We start from the raw sequence: 18,593 nt of genomic DNA, 5'->3' as shown, positions 1-18,593 counted from the left end.
GCGTTGCTCGCTACAATAGCCGCTGTTTTTGCATCGCCGCCTGGATAGGGGATAGTCAGTGTCAGTGGAACTATGGCAGCAGTGCGTCGAGCTTCTGCGCGACGAATTGCCGGCTCAGCAATTCAACACCTGGATCCGTCCTCTGCAGGTCGAAGCCGAAGGCGACGAGCTGCGTGTCTACGCGCCCAATCGTTTCGTGCTCGACTGGGTCAACGAAAAGTACCTGAGCCGCCTGCTCGAGTTGCTGGGTGAGCGCGCCGGGGGCCTGGTGCCGGCGCTTTCCTTATTGATAGGCAGCAAGCGAGCGGCTACCGCTCGGGTCGCACCTACCGCGCCCTTGCCTGCCGCAGCGCGTGCAGCGCAGGTGCAGGCAGCCGCCACGGCGAGCAAGCCGGTACCACCGCCCGCCCAGGAAGAACCCTCGCGCGCCAGCTTCGACTCCATGGCCGGTGCCGCGCCGCAGCCACCGACCCCAGCCGTCGCACCGCGTGCCGAGCGCACCGTGCAGGTCGAGGGCGGGCTCAAGCACACCAGTTACCTCAACCGCACCTTCACCTTCGACAATTTCGTCGAGGGCAAGTCCAACCAATTGGCGCGCGCCGCTGCCTGGCAGGTGGCAGACAATCCCAAGCACGGTTACAACCCGCTGTTCCTTTATGGCGGCGTGGGCCTGGGCAAGACGCACCTGATGCACGCCGTGGGTAACCACCTGCTGGCGAAGAACCCCAACGCCAAGGTGGTGTACCTGCATTCCGAGCGCTTCGTCGCCGACATGGTCAAGGCGCTGCAGCTCAACGCCATCAACGAATTCAAACGCTTCTACCGTTCGGTGGACGCGCTGCTGATCGACGATATCCAGTTCTTCGCCAAGAAAGAGCGCTCCCAGGAAGAGTTCTTCCATACCTTCAACGCCCTGCTCGAAGGCGGCCAGCAGGTGATCCTCACCAGCGACCGCTACCCGAAGGAGATCGAAGGCCTGGAAGAGCGCTTGAAGTCTCGTTTCGGCTGGGGCCTGACCGTGGCCGTCGAGCCGCCGGAGCTGGAAACCCGTGTGGCGATCCTGATGAAGAAAGCCGACCAGGCCAAGGTCGAGCTGCCGCACGATGCCGCATTCTTCATTGCCCAGCGCATTCGCTCCAACGTGCGTGAGCTGGAAGGTGCGCTGAAACGGGTGATCGCCCACTCGCACTTCATGGGCCGCGATATCACCATCGAGCTGATCCGCGAATCGCTCAAGGATCTGCTGGCCCTGCAGGACAAGCTGGTCAGCATCGACAATATCCAGCGCACCACGGCCGAGTACTACAAGATCAAGATTTCCGATCTGCTGTCCAAGCGTCGCTCACGCTCCATCGCCCGGCCACGCCAGGTGGCCATGGCATTGTCGAAGGAGCTGACCAACCACAGCCTGCCGGAAATCGGTGTGGCCTTCGGCGGTCGCGATCACACCACGGTATTGCACGCATGCCGTAAGATTGCTGAACTTAGGGAATCCGACGCGGACATCCGCGAGGACTACAAGAACCTGCTGCGCACCCTCACTACCTGATTCAATGCAGCTCCACGAGGCAAGGGACTAGACCATGCATTTCACCATTCAACGCGAAGCCCTGTTGAAACCCCTGCAACTGGTCGCCGGTGTCGTGGAACGACGCCAGACGCTGCCGGTGTTGTCCAACGTCCTGCTGGTGGTCGAAGGCCAGCAGCTCTCGCTTACCGGTACCGACCTGGAGGTCGAGCTGGTTGGCCGCGTCACCCTCGAGGACGCTGCCGAGCCGGGCGAAATCACCGTACCGGCGCGCAAGCTGATGGATATCTGCAAGAGCCTGCCGAGCGATGCGCTGATCGATATCCGCGTCGATGACCAGAAGCTGCTGGTCAAGGCCGGGCGCAGTCGTTTCACCCTGTCGACGCTGCCCGCCAACGACTTCCCCACCGTCGAGGAAGGTCCGGGTTCGCTGACCTTCAACCTGCCGCAGGCCAAGCTGCGTCGTCTGATCGAACGCACCAGCTTCGCCATGGCCCAGCAGGACGTGCGCTACTACCTCAACGGCATGCTGCTGGAAGTGCAGAGCGGCATGCTGCGCGCCGTCGCCACCGACGGTCACCGTCTGGCGATGTGCTCCATGGAGGCGGCCATCCAGCAGGACGGCAAGCATCAGGTGATCGTGCCGCGCAAAGGTATTCTCGAGCTGGCCCGTCTGCTCACCGAGCAGGATGCCGAAGTCGCCATCGTGCTGGGGCAGCACCACATTCGCGCCAACACCGGCGAGTTCACCTTCACCTCGAAGCTGGTGGACGGCAAGTTCCCGGATTACGAGCGCGTGCTGCCGCGTGGCGGTGACAAGCTGGTGCTGGCCGACCGTCAGGGCCTGCGTGAGGCCTTCAGCCGTACCGCGATCCTGTCCAACGAGAAGTACCGTGGCATTCGTCTGACCCTGGCTGCCGGCCTGCTGAAGATCCAGGCTAACAACCCGGAGCAGGAAGAGGCCGAGGAGGAGATCGTCGTCGACTACGCTGGCGGCGGTCTGGAAATCGGTTTCAACGTCAGCTACCTGCTGGACGTACTGGGCGTGATGGGCACCGAGCAGGTACGCCTGATCCTGTCTGATTCCAACAGCAGTGCCCTGCTGCAGGAAGCCGACAACGATGATTCGGCCTATGTCGTCATGCCGATGAGGCTCTAAGCCTTTAATGTCCCTGAGCCGCATCATGGTCACCGCGGTGCGCAACCTGCACCCGGTGACCCTCTCCCCCTCCCCCCGCATCAACATCCTTCACGGCGCCAACGGCAGCGGCAAGACCAGCGTGCTCGAGGCCATTCATCTGCTCGGCCTCGCCCGCTCCTTCCGCAGCACCCGCCTGCAGCCTGTCATCCATTACGAACAACCGGCCTGTACCGTTTTCGGTCAGGTGCAGTTGGCTGAAGGTGGTTCCAGCAATCTGGGGATTTCGCGTGACCGTCAGGGCGAGCTGCAGATTCGTATCGATGGGCAGAATGCGCGCAGCGCTGCGCAGCTGGCCGATCTGTTGCCCTTGCAGTTGATCAACCCGGACAGCTTTCGCTTGCTGGAAGGCGCACCGAAGATTCGCAGGCAGTTTCTCGATTGGGGTGTGTTCCACGTGGAACATCGTTTTCTCGGGGCCTGGCAACGCCTGCAGAAAGCCCTGCGGCAGCGGAACTCGTGGCTGCGCCATGGTACACTTGACGGTGCTTCGCAGGCCGCATGGGACCGAGAGCTGTGCAGTGCGAGCCAGGAGATCGACACCTACCGTAGAGCCTATATCCAGGCGCTGAAACCGGTGTTCGAACGCACGTTGGCGGAACTGCTGCAGCTGGAAGGGCTGACCCTGAGCTATTACCGCGGCTGGGACAAGGATCGTGAGCTGAGCGAAGTGCTCGCCTCGTCTCTCCTTCGTGATCAACAGCTCGGGCATACCCAGGCCGGACCGCAGCGCGCCGATCTGCGCTTGCGGCTTGCGGGACATAACGCGGCGGAAATCCTGTCGCGAGGACAGCAGAAACTGGTGGTGTGTGCGTTGCGCATCGCCCAGGGCCATTTGGTCAATGAAGCCAAGCGTGGCCAATGTATCTATCTGGTGGACGATTTACCGTCGGAACTGGATGAACAGCATCGTCAGGCATTGTGCCGGTTGCTGGAAGATTTGCACTGCCAGGTGTTCATCACCTGTGTGGATCATGAATTGTTGAGGGAAGGCTGGCACACGGATACGCCGGTTGCCATGTTCCACGTGGAACATGGCCGTATCACCCAGACCCAAGACCATCGGGAGTGAAGGCATGAGCGAGAATCAAACGTACGACTCCTCCAGCATCAAGGTGCTGAAAGGACTGGACGCCGTACGCAAACGTCCCGGGATGTACATCGGTGACACTGACGATGGCAGTGGTCTGCACCACATGGTGTTCGAGGTGGTCGATAACTCTATCGACGAAGCGCTGGCCGGCTATTGCAGCGAGATCGTCATCACTATTCACCCTGACGAATCGATCAGCGTACGCGACAACGGTCGCGGCATTCCGGTGGACATCCACAAGGAAGAAGGCGTTTCCGCGGCCGAGGTCATCATGACCGTGCTGCACGCCGGCGGTAAGTTCGATGACAACACCTACAAGGTGTCCGGCGGTCTGCACGGCGTGGGTGTATCGGTGGTGAACGCGCTGTCCGAAGAGCTGCGCCTGACCATCCGCCGCGCTGGCAAGGTGTGGGAGCAGATCTATCACCACGGCGTGCCGCAAGCGCCGCTGGCGACTGTCGGCGACACCGATGGCACTGGTACCGAGATTCACTTCAAGGCATCTGCCGAGACCTTCAGCAACATCCATTTCAGCTGGGACATCCTGGCCAAGCGTCTGCGCGAGCTGTCGTTCCTCAACTCCGGCGTGGGCATCCTGCTGCGTGACGAGCGTTCCGGCAAGGAAGAGCTGTTCAAGTACGAAGGCGGTCTGAAGGCCTTCGTCGAGTACCTAAACACCAACAAGAACGTGGTGAACCAGGTATTCCACTTCAACATCCAGCGTGAGGAAGATGGCGTTGGCGTGGAAGTGGCCCTGCAGTGGAACGACAGCTTCAACGAGAACATCCTCTGCTTCACCAACAACATTCCGCAGCGTGACGGTGGCACCCACCTGGCAGGCTTCCGCTCTGCCCTCACCCGCCACCTGAACAACTACATCGAGCAGGAAGGTCTGGCGAAGAAGTTCAAGGTCGCCACCACTGGCGATGACGCCCGTGAAGGCCTGACCGCGATCATCTCGGTGAAGGTGCCGGACCCGAAATTCAGCTCGCAGACCAAGGACAAGCTGGTTTCCAGCGAGGTGAAAACCGCTGTCGAGCAGGAGATGGGCAAGTACTTTGCCGACTTCCTGCTGGAGAATCCCAACGAAGCCAAGGCCGTGGTCGGCAAGATGATCGACGCCGCCCGTGCCCGTGAAGCGGCGCGCAAGGCGCGTGAGATGACCCGCCGCAAGGGCGCTCTGGACATTGCCGGTCTGCCCGGCAAACTGGCCGACTGCCAGGAAAAAGACCCGGCGCTGTCCGAACTCTACATCGTGGAGGGTGACTCCGCGGGCGGTTCTGCCAAGCAGGGCCGTAACCGCAAGACCCAGGCGATCCTGCCGCTCAAGGGCAAGATCCTCAACGTCGAGAAGGCGCGCTTCGACAAGATGCTCTCCTCTGCCGAAGTCGGCACCCTGATCACCGCACTGGGCTGCGGTATCGGTCGCGAGGAGTACAACATCGACAAGCTGCGCTACCACAACATCATCATCATGACCGATGCTGACGTTGACGGTTCGCACATCCGTACCCTGCTGCTGACCTTCTTCTTCCGTCAGCTGCCGGAGCTGATCGAGCGTGGCTACGTCTACATCGCCCAGCCGCCGCTGTACAAGGTGAAGAAGGGCAAGCAGGAGCAGTACATCAAGGACGACGAGGCCATGGACGAATACATGACCCAGTCGGCCCTGGAAGACGCCAGCCTGCACGTCAACGAGAACGCTCCTGGCCTGTCCGGCGGTGCTCTGGAGAAGCTGGTTGGTGAATACCGCGGCGTGATGAAGACCCTGGACCGCCTGTCGCGCGTGTATCCGAAGGAAATCACCGAGCACTTCGTCTACCTGCCGCGCATCGGCCTTGAACAGCTAGCTGATCATGCCGGCATGCAGGCCTGGCTGGAGCAGTTCAGCGCGCGTCTGAAGACGATGGAAAAGTCCGGCCAGACCTACACTGCCAGCCTGCGCGAAGACCGCGAGCGCCATGTCTGGCTGCCTGAGGTAGAGGTCAAGGCGCATGGTCTTTCCAGCTACACCACCTTCAACCGCGACTTCTTCGCCAGCAATGACTACAGGACAGTCACGGCCCTGGGCGACCAGCTGAACAACCTGCTGGAAGACAGTGCCTACGTACAGCGCGGTGAGCGCAAGAAGCCGGTGGCGACCTTCAAGGAAGCGCTGGACTGGCTGATGGCCGAGAGCACCAAGCGCCACAGCATCCAGCGCTATAAGGGGCTCGGCGAAATGAACCCGGATCAGCTGTGGGAAACCACCATGGATCCGGAAGTGCGTCGCATGCTCAAGGTGACCATCGAAGACGCCATCGCGGCGGACCAGATTTTCAACACCCTGATGGGCGACGCCGTGGAGCCGCGCCGCGACTTCATCGAGTCCAATGCCCTGGCAGTGTCGAATCTGGACTTCTGATTCGCTCGCCGTACAAAAGCGAACCCCGGCCTTGTGCTGGGGTTCTTTTTTTTTGCCCTATGGCAAAAGGCTTACAAACCGAGGCGCAAAGGGCTTCTGCCCTCGTCTGCGAAGCTTGGTTACTCTAAGCACACGTACCGGGAAATGGATATCCCGAGTCAAGGAAGACAGACCGCGCCAGGAAGGCAAACGACAGGATGTCGGAAGGTCATGAAAAAACCCGCCTCGGCGGGTTTTTTGTTGCCTGCGAAAACGGCGGGCCCTCCCTAGGCCCACCAGTAACGCACCATATGGAAGAACACCGGTGCGGCGAAACATACGGAGTCCAGGCGGTCGAGCATGCCGCCATGGCCTTCGATCATATGGCCCCAGTCCTTCACCCCGCGGTCGCGCTTGATCGCCGACATCACCAGGCCACCGGCGAAGCCGAGCAGGCATACCAGCAGGGCGAAGAGCGCTGCCTGCCAGAAGGCGAAGGGAGTAATCCAGCACAGCAGGCCGCCAATCAGCGTGGCCAGGGCGACGCCGCCGACGAAGCCTTCCACGGTCTTCGAGGGCGACAGGCTGGGGGCGATCTTGTGCTTGCCGAACAGCTTGCCGCACACGTACTGCAGCACGTCGGAGAGCTGCACGACGATGATCAGCCAGGCGATCAGCAGCAGGTTGCGCCCCTCGTAGCCGGGAATGTCCAGGGTCAGCAGGGCCGGTACCGAGGAGATGCAGTACACGGCGATCATCAAGCCCCACTGCACCTTGGCCGCACGCTCGAGGTAGCGGGTGGTGTCGCCGCCCAGCGAAGCCAGGATCGGCAGCAGCAGGAACAGATAGACCGGGATGAAGATGGCGAACAGGCCGTACCAGCCGAAGGCGATCAGCAGGTACTGCATCGGCAGGGCGAAGTAGAAGGCCGCCACCAGCGCCGGGTAATCGCTGCGCCGGGTCGGCGTCAGCGTCATGAACTCACGCAGGGCATAGAAGGAGACGAAGTAGAACAGCAGGATCACGCCGTTGTTGCCAAACAGGAAAGCGATGCCGATCACCAGCACCATCACCCACCAGGCATTGATCCGCGCGTTGAGGTTGTCGACCACCGGGTTGGGTTGATCGCCACTGCGCCGCTTGAGGACGAAGCCGACCAGGCTGGCCAGCAACAACAGGGCACCGATACCGGCGAACAGCAGCAAAGTGTTGTTATCCATCTCAGGCCTCCTCGGGTGCCAGTGCCAGCAGGGCGTTACGAGCGCGTTCCAGGAAGGCCTCCTTGCCCTCCCCCTCGATGGGCTCCAGTGCCGCGCCGAAGCTCAGGGTGCACAGCAGCGGCAGTGGCAGCGCTCTGCCCTTGGGCATGACCCGGTTGAGGTTGGCGATCCACACCGGCACCAGTTCCACGTCCGGGCGCGCCTGAGCCAGGTGATAAAGGCCGCTCTTGAAGGGCAGCAACGGCTCGTCGCCAAGATTGCGCGTGCCCTCGGGGAAGATGATCAGTGAGTCGCCGCCATCCAGCGCGTCGAGCATCGCCTGTAGCGGGTTGACGCCTGCCTCCTTGCGTTCGCGGTCGACCAGCACGCCGTTGAACACGTTATTGATCAGGAAGCTGCGCACGCCCGGCTTCTGCCAGTAGTCGGCGCCGGCCACCGGCCGGGTGCGTTTGCGCAGCTCCGGCGGCAGCGAGGCCCAGAGCAGGACGAAGTCGCCGTGGCTGCTGTGGTTGGCGTAGTACAGGCGCTGGGTCGCCTGCGCGGTACTGCCGAGCCAAAGGGCTCGTGCGCCGGTCAGCAGGCGAGCTGCCGAGGTGATGGCGAAAGCGGTCAATGCGGCGAGCATGGCGACTCCTTAAGCGAGAACGATGAAGAACCCGAGTACGACGATGACGATCTGTAGCAACAGGCATAGGGCCTGTTTGCGCAGCAGGTCGAGTGCGCCCTGAGATCGAAGGCTCCAGCTGCGGCCAGTCTGTTGCGCATTTTGCAGGCCAAGATTCTGTAGGGCCTGATCCAGCGCATGAGTCTGGCTGTCGAGCTGTTCGCCGGCTTCAGCCAGGCGTTGGAACAGCTTGGCGTCTAGCGCGACGCGCAACGCCCAGTACTTTTCGGCCAGGCCGGCGATCAGCAGCGCGGCGCAGAGCAGCGCCAGGATCAGGCTGGGCGGTGCTCCCAGCCAAGGCGCCAGGCCGAAGAGCACGGCGACCAGGCTTAGCGCGCTGGAGCAATGATCGAGGCTACGGCCACGTCGCAACAGTGCCGCGACCAGCAGCAGATCAGCCTGCATGAGCGACCTCCAACCCCGGTTGTGCATCGGCCATGGATTGCAGCGCGGCCAGATGCTGCGGGCCGAGCACGACCTGTGGCCGCGCCTGGCGGATCAGCGCCACGGCCGCATCCACGTCCTGGCAGCGGCCGCTATGCAGCAGCCAGGCCGCCACGGCGGTGGCACTGCGCGAGTAGCCCAGTGCACAGCACACCAGCACTGGGCCCTTGTGGCGCAGGTTTTCTATGGCCTCGGCGGCGCGTTGGCAGGTCAGCGCATCAGGCGCCACCAGATCCAGTGATGGCAGACTGCAGTAGGCGCTCGGTGTGCGCAGCAGCGGCAGTTCGGCGCACAGGTCGACCACGGCGGCGTAGCCATCGAGATCACCCGTGCCCGGCAGGCGGCCGAGGTAAATGCCCTCTGCCACCTGGCTGGGCGCCGGCTGGCGAAACGTCCACAACCGCGAATTGATCCAGGCGCCGAGCAGATAGGGTGCGAGCAACACCGTCGCGGCCGGGCTGAGGCGCCCGTCGGCCTGCTTCTGGAAACCGCCAGCGCCGAACAGCAGGTAGTTGAGCGCGACCATGGCCAGGGCAACGGCCAGCCAGAACAGCCATAGCCAGGCACCGCCCAGCTTGACGGCCAGCACGGCGCACAGCGTTGCGCCAAGCCCATAGCGCAGCGCCAGGCGCCAACGCCGTGGATCGCTGGTGAGGCGCATCTGCGTAAGCGGCGTAGCGCCCTGCAGCGGCAGCAGCCACAGGCAGAAGAAGCCCGCCAGCGCCCCGGTTGGCAGGTCGATGAAGTGATGCTGCCAGGTGGTCAGCACGGAGATGCCGATCAGCGCCATCCACCCGTGCAGCAGGCCACGCCAGAACGGGCCGCGGGTGTGATTGGCGAACATCGCCCAGATGATCACCAGCAGGGTGATATGCAGCGACGGCGCCTGGTTGAAGGGTTTGTCGAAGCCCATCAGCACGTCGAACATCAGGCCGAAGGTGCCGTCCAGCGGCGGCCGCTCGAAGGTGAAGCGCAGCGGCCAGAGCAGGAAGCAGGCGACGCAGATCACCTGCGCGGCGAGCAGGCGCAGGGCGTGGCGATCCATCTCGCGGCGGCAGGCCGGCAACAGGAAGGACAGGCCATAGAGCAGGTCGATCGACCAGTACGGCACGATGGTCCAGGGCCACAGCGGGATCTGTGGTTCCCAGGCGAAGACCAGGCTGCCGACATCATCGCGCTGCCCGGTCAGCCAGTTGGCGAAGCCGTAGCTGGCGAAGAACAGCGGGCCGAGCAACAGCAGCCAGAGTACGCCGCGCTTCCACAATCCCTGTTCGCGCGTGTTGTCCATCATTTCACCCGTTGTGCCAGGGCTACGCTGAAGATGCCCCACTGGTCGATGCGCTGCGCCACCTTGCGAAAGCCCGCCGCTTCCACCAGCTGATCCATCTCCGCCTGGCTGCGCCGGCGCATGACCCAGGCCTGGCCGCCGCGGTGGCTGGTCAGGGCGCGGGCGATCAGCTCCAGCTGCGGGTGCCAGGGCTGGCCGGTGTAGACCAGGTAACCACCCTCCTCGACCGCCGCCGCCAGCCCGGCCAGCGAGTCGCCGACCATCTGGTTGCTGCCGAACAGCTCGTACAGGCCGGAGACCACTGCCAGGGTCGGTTTCGGCTCCAGCGCGGCGAGATCGTCACGGTCGAAGGCATCGCCTTTGACGAAGCGGGCGATGTCGTCCAGGCCCTTGTGCTGGATCAGGGCATTGCCGTCGCGCACGTTGATGTCGCTGTAGTCGCGCAACAGAATCGAGTCTGGCCGCTGCGTCTGGCCTTCCAGCGATTCGAGGATGTAGCGGCCGTGGCCGGCGGCGATATCGACGATGCGCACCGCCCTGCCCGTCTCACGCAGCCTGGTCATGGCCAGGCGCAGCAGCTCCTCGGCGTGCAGCTTGCGCTGGCGGATGCCGCGCCAGCCGATGGAATCCAGGTAGTTCGCATCGATCAGGCGGCCCAGCGCGCCCTTGCCGGTGGGTTGGTTGCGGTAGACGTAATCGAGGGTGCTGCCGGAATCGAAGCCGGTGTCGAAGCCCAGCTTCACCCCGGCCGACAGCGTGCTGCCCAGGCGCATGCCGGCTCGGGTGGCACGCCAGTAGAGGTCGCGCAGCGAATTTTTCGGCAGCGGTGCGGCTAGTTCCTCGGCCTCGGCGCAGGTGGCGCCCAGGCGGTCGGCATCGAGCAGCGAGGGGCGCGTCACCGGCTCCTCGAAGTTGCGCAGGATGAAGCGCCGCGCGCGGCTCAGGGCATGGGCGCGGTCGCGCTCGCCAAGGGTGTCGTGGAAGAAGCCGGGCAGCAGGTGCTTTTCCTTGCGCAGGCTGCCGAGACGCTCGAAGAAGTCCTCCTGCGGTTTGCGGTGGACGACGAAGTCGGCGCCGGAGATCAGCAGCTGGGTCGGCACCTGGATCGCCTGGGCGTCGGCGACGACGCGCTCGGCCGCCTCGTACAGGCCGAGCAGCATGGTCACCGAGATTGGCCGGGCGATCAGCGAGTCGTTCTCGAAGGAGGCGATGCGCTCGGGATCGTGGCTAAGGAAGCGCGCCTTCACGTAGCTGTTGACGAAGAAGTTGCCGCGCCAGGCGTGCAGCAGCTTCAGGCCGGGCCGGGCGAAGGGCACGTAGAGCTTGACCTTGAAGGCCGGCGAGGCGAGCACCAGGCAGCGCACCTTCGGCGCGTAGTCATGGGCCCAGGTGGAGACGATCACCGCGCCGACGCTTTGCGCCACCACCGCCAGGTCCTCTTCGGCGATGCCGTGTGCGCTGCCGATATGCTCGATAAAGGTCTGCACGTCGCGCACGCTGGTGGCGAAGCTCGGGCTGTCGCCGCGCGCACCGGGCGACAGGCCATGGCCGCGGGCGTCCCAGGCGAAGAAATCGCAGTGCGGCAGCTCCAGTTCGTCCACCAGGTGAGCCATGCGCCCGCCGTGCTCGTGGCCACGATGAAACAGCACCACGGCCTGACGTGAGCCGTCCGCCGGCACGGTTGCCGGCCAATGGCGATAGCTCAGTTCGACGCCGTCATGGGTGGTGAAGGTATGCAGTTGTACGGGGCGCATGGAATCTCCTTATTCCTGGAATGGGTCAGGCCGCTTCGGCCAACCCCTGGCGAACGCGGTTGTAGAGCGTGTAGAGCAGCAAGACCAGGATCAGGGCCAGCAGCAGGTTGATCCACAAGGCAGGCAGCAGGCCCGTGGCGACGCCGGCGCCGAGCACGCCGAAGCAGAAGGCGCGGTCGCTCTTGCCCATGGGCCCGTCATAGCGGCGGGAGGCGCCGATCATGGGGCCGAGCACGCCGGCGTACTCGCTGATCACCGCCAGCAGCACCACGGTCACCACCAGTAGCGGCGAGACGCCGGGCAGCAGGGCGAAAGGCAGATACAGCGCGCTGTCGGCAACTACGTCGCACAGCTCGTTGAGGTAGGCGCCGAGCTTCGACTGCTGGCCAAACTCGCGCGCGAGCATGCCATCGACGGCATTGAGCGCCATGCGCAGCAGCATCCACAGGGGAATCAGGGCGAACAGCCAGGTGATGTGGCTGAAGGCTGCGAGCAGAACGCCGAGCAGCACGGAGACGAGGGCGGCGGCCAGGGTCACCTGGTTGGCGGTGACGCCGCGCGCGTAAAGGCGTTCGACGCCGGGGCGCAGCAGGTTCTGGAAGGCGGGTTTGAGCTGGTAGATCGAAGGCATGGCAGCGAATTCCCTTTCTTGATCGAATCTTCAGCCATTGCGGCGCACGCGACTGTGCGTCTGTCGAGGCTTGTGCGATACCACCTGCGTCCGTGCAACTTATACCCAGTCGGGGGATTTTCCTAGCGTCGTCGATTAGCCAGGAAAATCAGTCGACTAGGTTGGGTGATAGCAATTTGATTGTATTTTCTGCACAGCTTATCCACAGGCTCAGACCGGCTCGCCCAGACGGCTGAGCTGCGGCTCCTCGCCACGCAGTTCGGTCTGCTGTCGGCACACCCACTGGAAGGCGCGCTCGTTGAGTTCGGCGATGGCGCGCGGGCCTTCGCCCTCGGCGTACATCGGCTGGCCGATGATCACCTGGATGGTACCCGGGCGTTTGCCCCAGCCTGCCTTGGGCCAGAACTCACCGGCATTGTGCGCGATGGGCAGTACCGGCAGGCCGGCATTCACCGCCAGGGACGTACCGCCGCGGGAGAACTTGCCGATCTGCCCCGGTGGAATGCGCGTGCCTTCGGGGAACACCAGCACCCAGGCGCCCTGTTTGAGGCGCTCGTCGCCCTGCTTGGCCAGTTGCTTGAGCGCCGCCTTGGGGTTGCTGCGGTCGATGGCGATGGGCTTGAGCAGCGCCATGCCCCAGCCGAAGAACGGCACGCGCAGCAGTTCGCGTTTGACCACCTGGCTGAGGGGTTCGAAGTAGGAGGAAAGAAAGAAGGTTTCCCAGGTGCTCTGGTGGTTGGCGAGGATCACGCAGGGACGTTCGGGGATGTTCTCCAGGCCGCGCACTTCGTAGCGGATGCCGACGATCACCCTCGCCAGCCATACGGCGCAGCTGCACCAGGCCTGAACGACGAAACGGTAGCGTTGGCGGAACGGCAAGAAGGGTGCGACCACCAGGCTGATCAGGCACCAGAAGAACGAACTGGACGACAGCAGCAGGTAGAAAAGCGTGATTCTGAGAGCCTGCAATATCGCCATGAAGCCATGCACCTTATGAGAGCAGTTGATCGGCGACCGCCGCCAGATCATCGAATACCAGAGTTCCCGGCGGTAACGGCTTGGCCAGGGTACGTTCGCCCTTGCCAGTCTTTACCAGAACGGGCTGACAATCGACGGCCAGTGCGGCCTGCAGGTCACCGCTGCTGTCGCCGACGAACCAGATTCCTGCCAGATCCGTGCCGTAGTGCGCGGCAATCTGCCGGAGCATGCCCGCCTTGGGCTTGCGGCACTCGCAGCCATCGTCCGGCCCGTGGGGGCAGTAGACGATCAGCCCGACTTCGCCGCCCTGCTCGCCCACCAGTTCGCGCAGGCGCGCGTGCATCGACTCCAGGGTCGCCAGGTCGTAATAGCCACGGGCGATGCCGGACTGGTTGGTGGCCACGGCCACCGTCCAGCCCGCTTGCGACAGGCGCGCGATGGCGGTGATCGACGAGGGAATCGGAATCCACTCGTCGAGCGTCTTGATATAGGCGTCGGAGTCTTCGTTGATGACACCGTCGCGGTCGAGGATCAGCAATTTCATGCAGCCACGCCAGAAGCAGAAATGGAAACCGACGCTGGCCGCGACAACTGCCGCGGCCAGCGCCTGGCGTCAGCCCAGTACCGAGATATCCGCCACGCCGAGGAACAGCCCGCGCAGACGGGCCAGCAGGGCGTAACGGTTGGCGCGCACGCGTGCATCCTCGGCGTTGACCAGCACCGCCTCGAAGAAGGCGTCCACCGGCTCGCGCAGGCTGGCCAGCTTGGCCAGGGCCTCGTTGTACTGGCGGGCGGCGGCCAGCGGCTGTACGGCCTGGTCGGCCTGCTGGATGGCGGCGTGCAGGGCGAACTCGCTGGGGTTGTCGAAGTAGTGCGCCTCGACCTGGGCGGCGACGCCACCTTCGGCCTTGCTCAGCAGGTTCGACACGCGCTTGTTGGCAGCGGCCAGGGCCTCGGCCTGCGGCAGCTTGCGGAAGGCCTGCACGGCCTGCACGCGCTGGTCGAAGTCCAGCGGCGAGGTCGGGTTGACCGCGCGCACCGCCTGATACACGGCTATTTCGATACCCTCGTCTTCGTAGCGTGCACGCAGGCGGTCGAAGATGAACTCCAGCACCTGGGCAGCCAGGCCGTCGCTCTTGACCTTGCCGGCGTACTGGGCGACGGCGAAGTCGACCGCGGCGGCCAGGTCCAGATCCAGGCCCTTCTCGATCAGGATGCGCAGCACGCCGAGGGCGGCGCGACGCAGGGCGTAGGGGTCCTTCGAGCCGGTCGGCAGCATGCCGATGCCGAAGATGCCGACCAGGGTGTCGAGCTTGTCGGCCACGGCCACGGCGGCACCGGTCAGAGTGCTCGGCAGTTCGGCGCCGGCACCGCGCGGCATGTACTGCTCGTTCAGGGCCAGGGCGACGTCCTGCGGCTCACCGTCGTTGAGCGCGTAGTAGTAGCCGGCGATGCCCTGCATCTCGGGAAATTCGCCGACCATCTCGGTGGCCAGGTCGCACTTGGACAGCAGGCCGGCACGGGCGGCGCGCGCCTCGTCGCCGCCGACTTCGCGGGCGATGAAACCGGCCAGCGCCGATACCCGCTGGGCCTTGTCGAACACCGAGCCGAGCTGGGCCTGGAACACCACGTTGGCCAGGCGCTGGTTGAAGCCTTCGAGCTTCTGCTTCTTGTCCTGCTTGAAGAAGAACTCGGCGTCGGTCAGGCGCGGACGCACGACTTTCTCGTTGCCCGAGACGATCTGCGCCGGGTCCTTGCTTTCGATGTTTGCCACGGTGATAAAGCGCGGCAGCAGCTTGCCGCCCGCATCGAGCAGGCAGAAGTACTTCTGGTTGTCCTGCATGGTGCTGATCAGCGCCTCCTGCGGCACTTCGAGGAAGCGTTCCTCGAACGAGCAGACCAGCGGCACCGGCCATTCCACCAGGGCGGTGACTTCGTCCAGCAGCGCCGGCGGCACGATGGCCGTGCCCTGCTCGGCGGCGGCCAGCTCGTCGACGCGGCGGCTGATGATCTCGCGGCGCTCGGCGAAGTCGGCCAGCACATAGGCGCTGCGCAGGTCTTCGGCATAGCTGGCCGGGCTGCTGATGCGCACCTCGCGGTTGGCGTGGAAGCGGTGGCCGCGGGAGACGCGACCGGCCTTCTGCGCGAGGATCTCGCAGTCGACCACGGCGTCGCCGAACAGCATCACCAGCCACTGGGTCGGACGCACGAACTCGTCGCGACGGGCGGCCCAGCGCATGCGCTTGGGAATCGGCAGGTCGTTCAGCGAGTCCTGCACGATGGTCGGCAGCAGGTTCACTGCCGGCTGGCCGGGGATGTGCTGGGCGAAACGCAGTTTCGCGCCGCTGCGGTCGATCTCGGCGATGTCCACGCCGCACTTGCGGGCAAAGCCCAGGGCGGCCTGGGTCGGGTTGCCGTCGGCGTCGAAGGCAGCCTGGATAGGCGGACCGTCGAGGTTCATGCTGCGGTCGGCCTGCTGTTCTTCCAGCTGTTCCACCAGCACGGCCAGGCGACGCGGCGCGGCGTATACGCGGCTGGCGGCGTAGTTCAGGCCGGCGGCCTTGAGGCCTTTCTCGATACCGGCGAGGAAAGCGTCACCGAGGCTCTTCAGGGCTTTCGGTGGCAGCTCTTCGGTGCCCAGTTCGACCAGGAAATCTTTCGCACTCATGCTTGCGCCTCCAGCTTGGCCAGTACTTCGTCACGCAGTTCGGGGGTGGCCATGGGGAAGCCGAGCTTGGCGCGCGCCTGCAGGTAGCTCTGCGCTACCGCACGGGCCAGGGTGCGCACGCGCAGGATGTACTGCTGGCGCGCGGTCACCGAAATGGCGCGGCGGGCGTCGAGCAGGTTGAAGGTGTGCGAGGCCTTGAGCACCATTTCGTAGGTCGGTAGCGGCAGCTCCAGCTCGATCAGGCGGTTGGCTTCGCTCTCGTAGAAATCGAACAGCTCGAACAGCTTCTCGACGTTGGCGTGCTCGAAGTTGTAGGTGGACTGCTCCACCTCGTTCTGGTGGAACACGTCGCCGTAGGTCACGGTGCCGAACGGGCCGTCGGTCCAGATCAGGTCGTAGACCGAGTCGACGCCCTGCAGGTACATGGCCAGGCGCTCCAGGCCATAGGTGATCTCGCCGGTGACCGGGTAGCACTCGATGCCACCGACCTGCTGGAAGTAGGTGAACTGGGTGACTTCCATGCCGTTGAGCCAGATTTCCCAGCCCAGGCCCCAGGCGCCGAGTGTGGGCGATTCCCAGTTGTCCTCGACGAAGCGGATGTCGTGCACTTCCGGGTCGAGGCCGATGGCCTTCAGCGAACCCAGGTACAGCTCCTGGAAGTTCTCCGGGTTGGGCTTCAAGACCACCTGGAACTGGTAATAGTGCTGCAGGCGGTTGGGGTTTTCGCCGTAGCGGCCGTCGGTCGGGCGGCGGGACGGCTGCACGTAGGCGGCGTTCCAGGTCTCGGGGCCGACGGCGCGCAGGAAGGTGGCGGTGTGGAAGGTGCCGGCGCCCACTTCCATGTCGTAGGGTTGCAGCACCACGCAGCCCTGCTCGGCCCAGTAGTTCTGCAGGGCCAGGATCAGGTCCTGGAAGGTGCGCACGGCAGGCTTGTTCTGGCTCACGAAAAAATCACCTGTGGAGGCTTGCGAGGGAAAGCCGGGGAGTATATCGAAACTCGACGCAGGCCGCAGGGTGCGGCTGGTACAGAGCGTGGCCGAGGGCGCAGCGAATCCATTGGCGATGGCTTGGCAAACCATTCGCCCGGCATCGCGAAGAGATTCGCCTACAGGGAATGTTGCCATTCCAATAGCTGTATTTATATCCAGTCCTGGTTATAGTCTTCGCTTCATCCCGACCGAGGCCCCGACCATGCCCCGCTGCTTCTGGTGTACCGACGATCCGCTGTACCAGGCCTACCACGACGAGGAATGGGGCGTGCCGCAGCGCGATGCGCGCCAGCTGTTCGAGATGCTGCTGCTCGAAGGCGCCCAGGCCGGGCTGTCGTGGATCACCGTGCTGAAGAAGCGCGAGCGCTACCGCCAGGTGCTGCATGGCTTCGACCCCGAACGCCTGGCGCGTTTGAGCGACGAGGAAATCGAGGCGCTGATGCAGGAGCCCGGCATCATCCGCAACCGCCTCAAGCTCAAGGCCGTGCGGCAGAACGCCCAGGCCTGGCTGAAGCTGGAGGATCCGGTGAGCTGGCTCTGGTCCTTCGTCGGCGGCGCGCCGAAGATCAACCATTTCAGCGACCGCAGCCAGATGCTGGCAGTGACGCCCGAGGCCGAGGCGATGAGCAAGGCGTTGCGCAAGGCCGGCTTCAACTTCGTCGGCCCGACCATCTGCTATGCCTTCATGCAGGCCACGGGCATGGTGATGGACCACACCACCGACTGCGACCGTTACCCCGAGTTGAGCGGTTCGGCGGCGACTGCCTGAAGGCTGCGGCAGGGGCCATAGATCGCATCCGGGCTATGTGATCTGACCATGGCAGGTACAATGCCGGCTTTTCATGCAACCCTGGAGTCATTCGTGGAAGCATTCAAAGGCCGGCTGGTGGTCGGCTTTCTCCGTCTGTTCGCCCTGCTGCCCTGGCGCGCCGTGCAAGCGGTGGGCAATGCCATCGGCTGGCTGATGTGGAAGTTGCCCAACGGCTCGCGCGACGTGGTGCGCATCAACCTGAGCAAGTGCTTTCCCGAGCTGAACCAGGCCGAACTGGATCGTCTGGTCGGGCAGAGCCTCAAGGACATCGGCAAGACCCTGACCGAAAGTGCCTGCGCCTGGATCTGGCCGGCGCAGAAATCGCTCAAGCTGATCCGTGAAGTGGAAGGCCTGGAGGTGCTGCAGCAGGCGCTGGCCTCGGGCAAGGGCGTGGTGGGCATCACCAGCCACCTGGGCAACTGGGAAGTGCTCAACCACTTCTACTGCAACCAGTGTAAACCGATCATTTTCTACCGTCCGCCCAAGCTCAAGGCCGTCGACGAGCTGCTGCAGCAGCAGCGCGTGCAGATGGGCAACCGCGTGGCGCCCTCGACCAAGGAAGGCATCCTCAGCGTCATCAAGGAAGTGCGCAAGGGCGGCGCCGTGGGCATTCCGGCCGATCCGGAGCCGAGCCGTTCCGCCGGCGTTTTCGTGCCCTTTCTCGGCACCACTGCGCTGACCAGCAAGTTTGTCCCGGGCATGCTCAGCGGCGGCAAGGCGGTGGGTGTATTCCTGCATGCGCTGCGCCTGCCCGATGGCAGCGGCTACAAGGTGATCCTCGAGGCGGCGCCCGAAGGCATGTACAGCGAGAACGTGGAAGAAGGCGTGGCGGCGATGAGCGAAGTGGTGTCGCGCTACGTACGCAACTACCCGAGCCAGTACATGTGGAGCATGAAGCGCTTCAAGAAGCGTCCGGACGGCGAGGCCAAGTGGTACTGACCGCG

16 protein-coding genes are annotated in these 18,593 nt (G+C 64.2%); 6 read left to right on the top strand and 10 right to left on the bottom strand.

The genetic code is table 11. The features are described 5' to 3' along the window. The first annotated feature begins 58 nt into the window (after positions 1-58). From dnaA to gyrB, 4 genes are read left to right on the top strand one after another with little or no spacing between them, the layout of a single operon-like run. Entirely contained in the window at positions 59-1,549 is a 1,491-nt protein-coding gene (dnaA, locus tag N7333_RS08990) for a chromosomal replication initiator protein DnaA (protein ID WP_041772768.1), read from the top strand. A 34-nt stretch (positions 1,550-1,583) separates the two neighbouring features. Further along, positions 1,584-2,687, top strand: coding sequence for a DNA polymerase III subunit beta (gene dnaN / locus N7333_RS08985; protein ID WP_003246702.1), 1,104 nt, complete (start codon positions 1,584-1,586; stop codon positions 2,685-2,687). Positions 2,688-2,694: 7 nt separating this feature from the next. Then, positions 2,695-3,798 (top strand): DNA replication/repair protein RecF, encoded by a 1,104-nt coding sequence (gene recF / locus N7333_RS08980; RefSeq protein WP_011920364.1) that lies wholly within the window; start codon positions 2,695-2,697, stop codon positions 3,796-3,798. A gap of 4 nt (positions 3,799-3,802) precedes the next feature. Continuing rightward, positions 3,803-6,223, top strand: a complete 2,421-nt coding sequence (gyrB, locus tag N7333_RS08975; protein WP_096825028.1) for a DNA topoisomerase (ATP-hydrolyzing) subunit B — start codon at positions 3,803-3,805, stop codon at positions 6,221-6,223. A 266-nt stretch (positions 6,224-6,489) separates the two neighbouring features. Here the strand turns inward: gyrB and N7333_RS08970 are convergent, their stop codons facing one another. The 10 genes from N7333_RS08970 to glyQ form a co-directional block, all read right to left on the bottom strand. Then, positions 6,490-7,422 (bottom strand): phosphatidate cytidylyltransferase, encoded by a 933-nt coding sequence (locus N7333_RS08970; RefSeq protein WP_129484058.1) that lies wholly within the window; start codon positions 7,420-7,422, stop codon positions 6,490-6,492. Between the two features lies 1 nt (position 7,423). Further along, positions 7,424-8,047 carry a lysophospholipid acyltransferase family protein gene (locus tag N7333_RS08965; RefSeq protein ID WP_129484056.1) on the bottom strand — a complete coding sequence of 208 codons (624 nt, stop codon included), beginning with the start codon at positions 8,045-8,047 and terminating at the stop codon, positions 7,424-7,426. 9 nt (positions 8,048-8,056) lie between these two features. After that, a complete protein-coding gene (locus tag N7333_RS08960; RefSeq protein WP_129484054.1) occupies positions 8,057-8,491 on the bottom strand; it encodes a hypothetical protein in 435 nt (144 codons plus the stop codon). Continuing rightward, positions 8,481-9,818, bottom strand: coding sequence for a phosphatase PAP2/dual specificity phosphatase family protein (locus N7333_RS08955; protein ID WP_177491336.1), 1,338 nt, complete (start codon positions 9,816-9,818; stop codon positions 8,481-8,483). Before N7333_RS08955 ends, N7333_RS08960 begins: the two co-directional genes overlap by 11 nt. Beyond that, positions 9,818-11,572: a bifunctional alpha/beta hydrolase/class I SAM-dependent methyltransferase gene (locus tag N7333_RS08950; RefSeq protein ID WP_129484053.1), complete on the bottom strand. Its 1,755-nt coding sequence runs from the start codon at positions 11,570-11,572 to the stop codon at positions 9,818-9,820. Before N7333_RS08950 ends, N7333_RS08955 begins: the two co-directional genes overlap by 1 nt. A gap of 25 nt (positions 11,573-11,597) precedes the next feature. Next, positions 11,598-12,203, bottom strand: coding sequence for a CDP-alcohol phosphatidyltransferase family protein (locus tag N7333_RS08945; RefSeq protein ID WP_096825021.1), 606 nt, complete (start codon positions 12,201-12,203; stop codon positions 11,598-11,600). 210 nt (positions 12,204-12,413) lie between these two features. Beyond that, on the bottom strand, positions 12,414-13,181 hold the full coding sequence (locus tag N7333_RS08940; protein WP_096825020.1) for a lysophospholipid acyltransferase family protein: 768 nt from the start codon (positions 13,179-13,181) through the stop codon (positions 12,414-12,416). A 13-nt stretch (positions 13,182-13,194) separates the two neighbouring features. Next, the gene (gene gmhB, locus N7333_RS08935) at positions 13,195-13,725 is read right to left on the bottom strand and encodes a D-glycero-beta-D-manno-heptose 1,7-bisphosphate 7-phosphatase (RefSeq protein WP_129484051.1); all 531 of its coding nucleotides are present in this window, start codon (positions 13,723-13,725) and stop codon (positions 13,195-13,197) included. Positions 13,726-13,794: 69 nt separating this feature from the next. Further along, positions 13,795-15,849, bottom strand: a complete 2,055-nt coding sequence (gene glyS, locus N7333_RS08930) for a glycine--tRNA ligase subunit beta (protein WP_129484049.1) — start codon at positions 15,847-15,849, stop codon at positions 13,795-13,797. Next, positions 15,846-16,793 carry a glycine--tRNA ligase subunit alpha gene (glyQ, locus tag N7333_RS08925; RefSeq protein ID WP_003241960.1) on the bottom strand — a complete coding sequence of 316 codons (948 nt, stop codon included), beginning with the start codon at positions 16,791-16,793 and terminating at the stop codon, positions 15,846-15,848. The genes glyS and glyQ overlap by 4 nt, the downstream gene beginning before the upstream one ends. Positions 16,794-17,040: 247 nt before the next feature. Here glyQ and N7333_RS08920 point away from each other — a divergent pair, with 247 nt between their 5' ends. Continuing rightward, positions 17,041-17,607: a DNA-3-methyladenine glycosylase I gene (locus N7333_RS08920; RefSeq protein WP_011920372.1), complete on the top strand. Its 567-nt coding sequence runs from the start codon at positions 17,041-17,043 to the stop codon at positions 17,605-17,607. 93 nt (positions 17,608-17,700) lie between these two features. Further along, on the top strand, positions 17,701-18,588 hold the full coding sequence (locus N7333_RS08915; RefSeq protein ID WP_003241965.1) for a lysophospholipid acyltransferase: 888 nt from the start codon (positions 17,701-17,703) through the stop codon (positions 18,586-18,588). Positions 18,589-18,593 lie beyond the last annotated feature (5 nt).

The organism is Pseudomonas sp. GD04158 (assembly GCF_029834875.1).
In the GTDB taxonomy this organism is placed as follows: domain Bacteria; phylum Pseudomonadota; class Gammaproteobacteria; order Pseudomonadales; family Pseudomonadaceae; genus Aquipseudomonas; species Aquipseudomonas hydrolytica.
This window is presented reverse-complemented; position numbering and strand designations above follow the sequence as displayed.

Excerpts from the sequence above, each read along its gene's own strand:
- dnaN (WP_003246702.1), top strand. The coding sequence starts at position 1,584 with ATGCATTTCACCATTCAACGCGAAGCCCTGTTGAAACCCCTGCAACTG.
- recF (WP_011920364.1), top strand. The coding sequence starts at position 2,695 with ATGTCCCTGAGCCGCATCATGGTCACCGCGGTGCGCAACCTGCACCCG.
- gyrB (WP_096825028.1), top strand. The coding sequence starts at position 3,803 with ATGAGCGAGAATCAAACGTACGACTCCTCCAGCATCAAGGTGCTGAAA.
- N7333_RS08970 (WP_129484058.1), bottom strand. The coding sequence starts at position 7,422 with ATGGATAACAACACTTTGCTGCTGTTCGCCGGTATCGGTGCCCTGTTG.
- N7333_RS08965 (WP_129484056.1), bottom strand. The coding sequence starts at position 8,047 with ATGCTCGCCGCATTGACCGCTTTCGCCATCACCTCGGCAGCTCGCCTG.
- N7333_RS08960 (WP_129484054.1), bottom strand. The coding sequence starts at position 8,491 with ATGCAGGCTGATCTGCTGCTGGTCGCGGCACTGTTGCGACGTGGCCGT.
- N7333_RS08955 (WP_177491336.1), bottom strand. The coding sequence starts at position 9,818 with ATGGACAACACGCGCGAACAGGGATTGTGGAAGCGCGGCGTACTCTGG.
- N7333_RS08950 (WP_129484053.1), bottom strand. The coding sequence starts at position 11,572 with ATGCGCCCCGTACAACTGCATACCTTCACCACCCATGACGGCGTCGAA.
- N7333_RS08945 (WP_096825021.1), bottom strand. The coding sequence starts at position 12,203 with ATGCCTTCGATCTACCAGCTCAAACCCGCCTTCCAGAACCTGCTGCGC.
- N7333_RS08940 (WP_096825020.1), bottom strand. The coding sequence starts at position 13,181 with ATGGCGATATTGCAGGCTCTCAGAATCACGCTTTTCTACCTGCTGCTG.
- gmhB (WP_129484051.1), bottom strand. The coding sequence starts at position 13,725 with ATGAAATTGCTGATCCTCGACCGCGACGGTGTCATCAACGAAGACTCC.
- glyS (WP_129484049.1), bottom strand. The coding sequence starts at position 15,849 with ATGAGTGCGAAAGATTTCCTGGTCGAACTGGGCACCGAAGAGCTGCCA.
- N7333_RS08920 (WP_011920372.1), top strand. The coding sequence starts at position 17,041 with ATGCCCCGCTGCTTCTGGTGTACCGACGATCCGCTGTACCAGGCCTAC.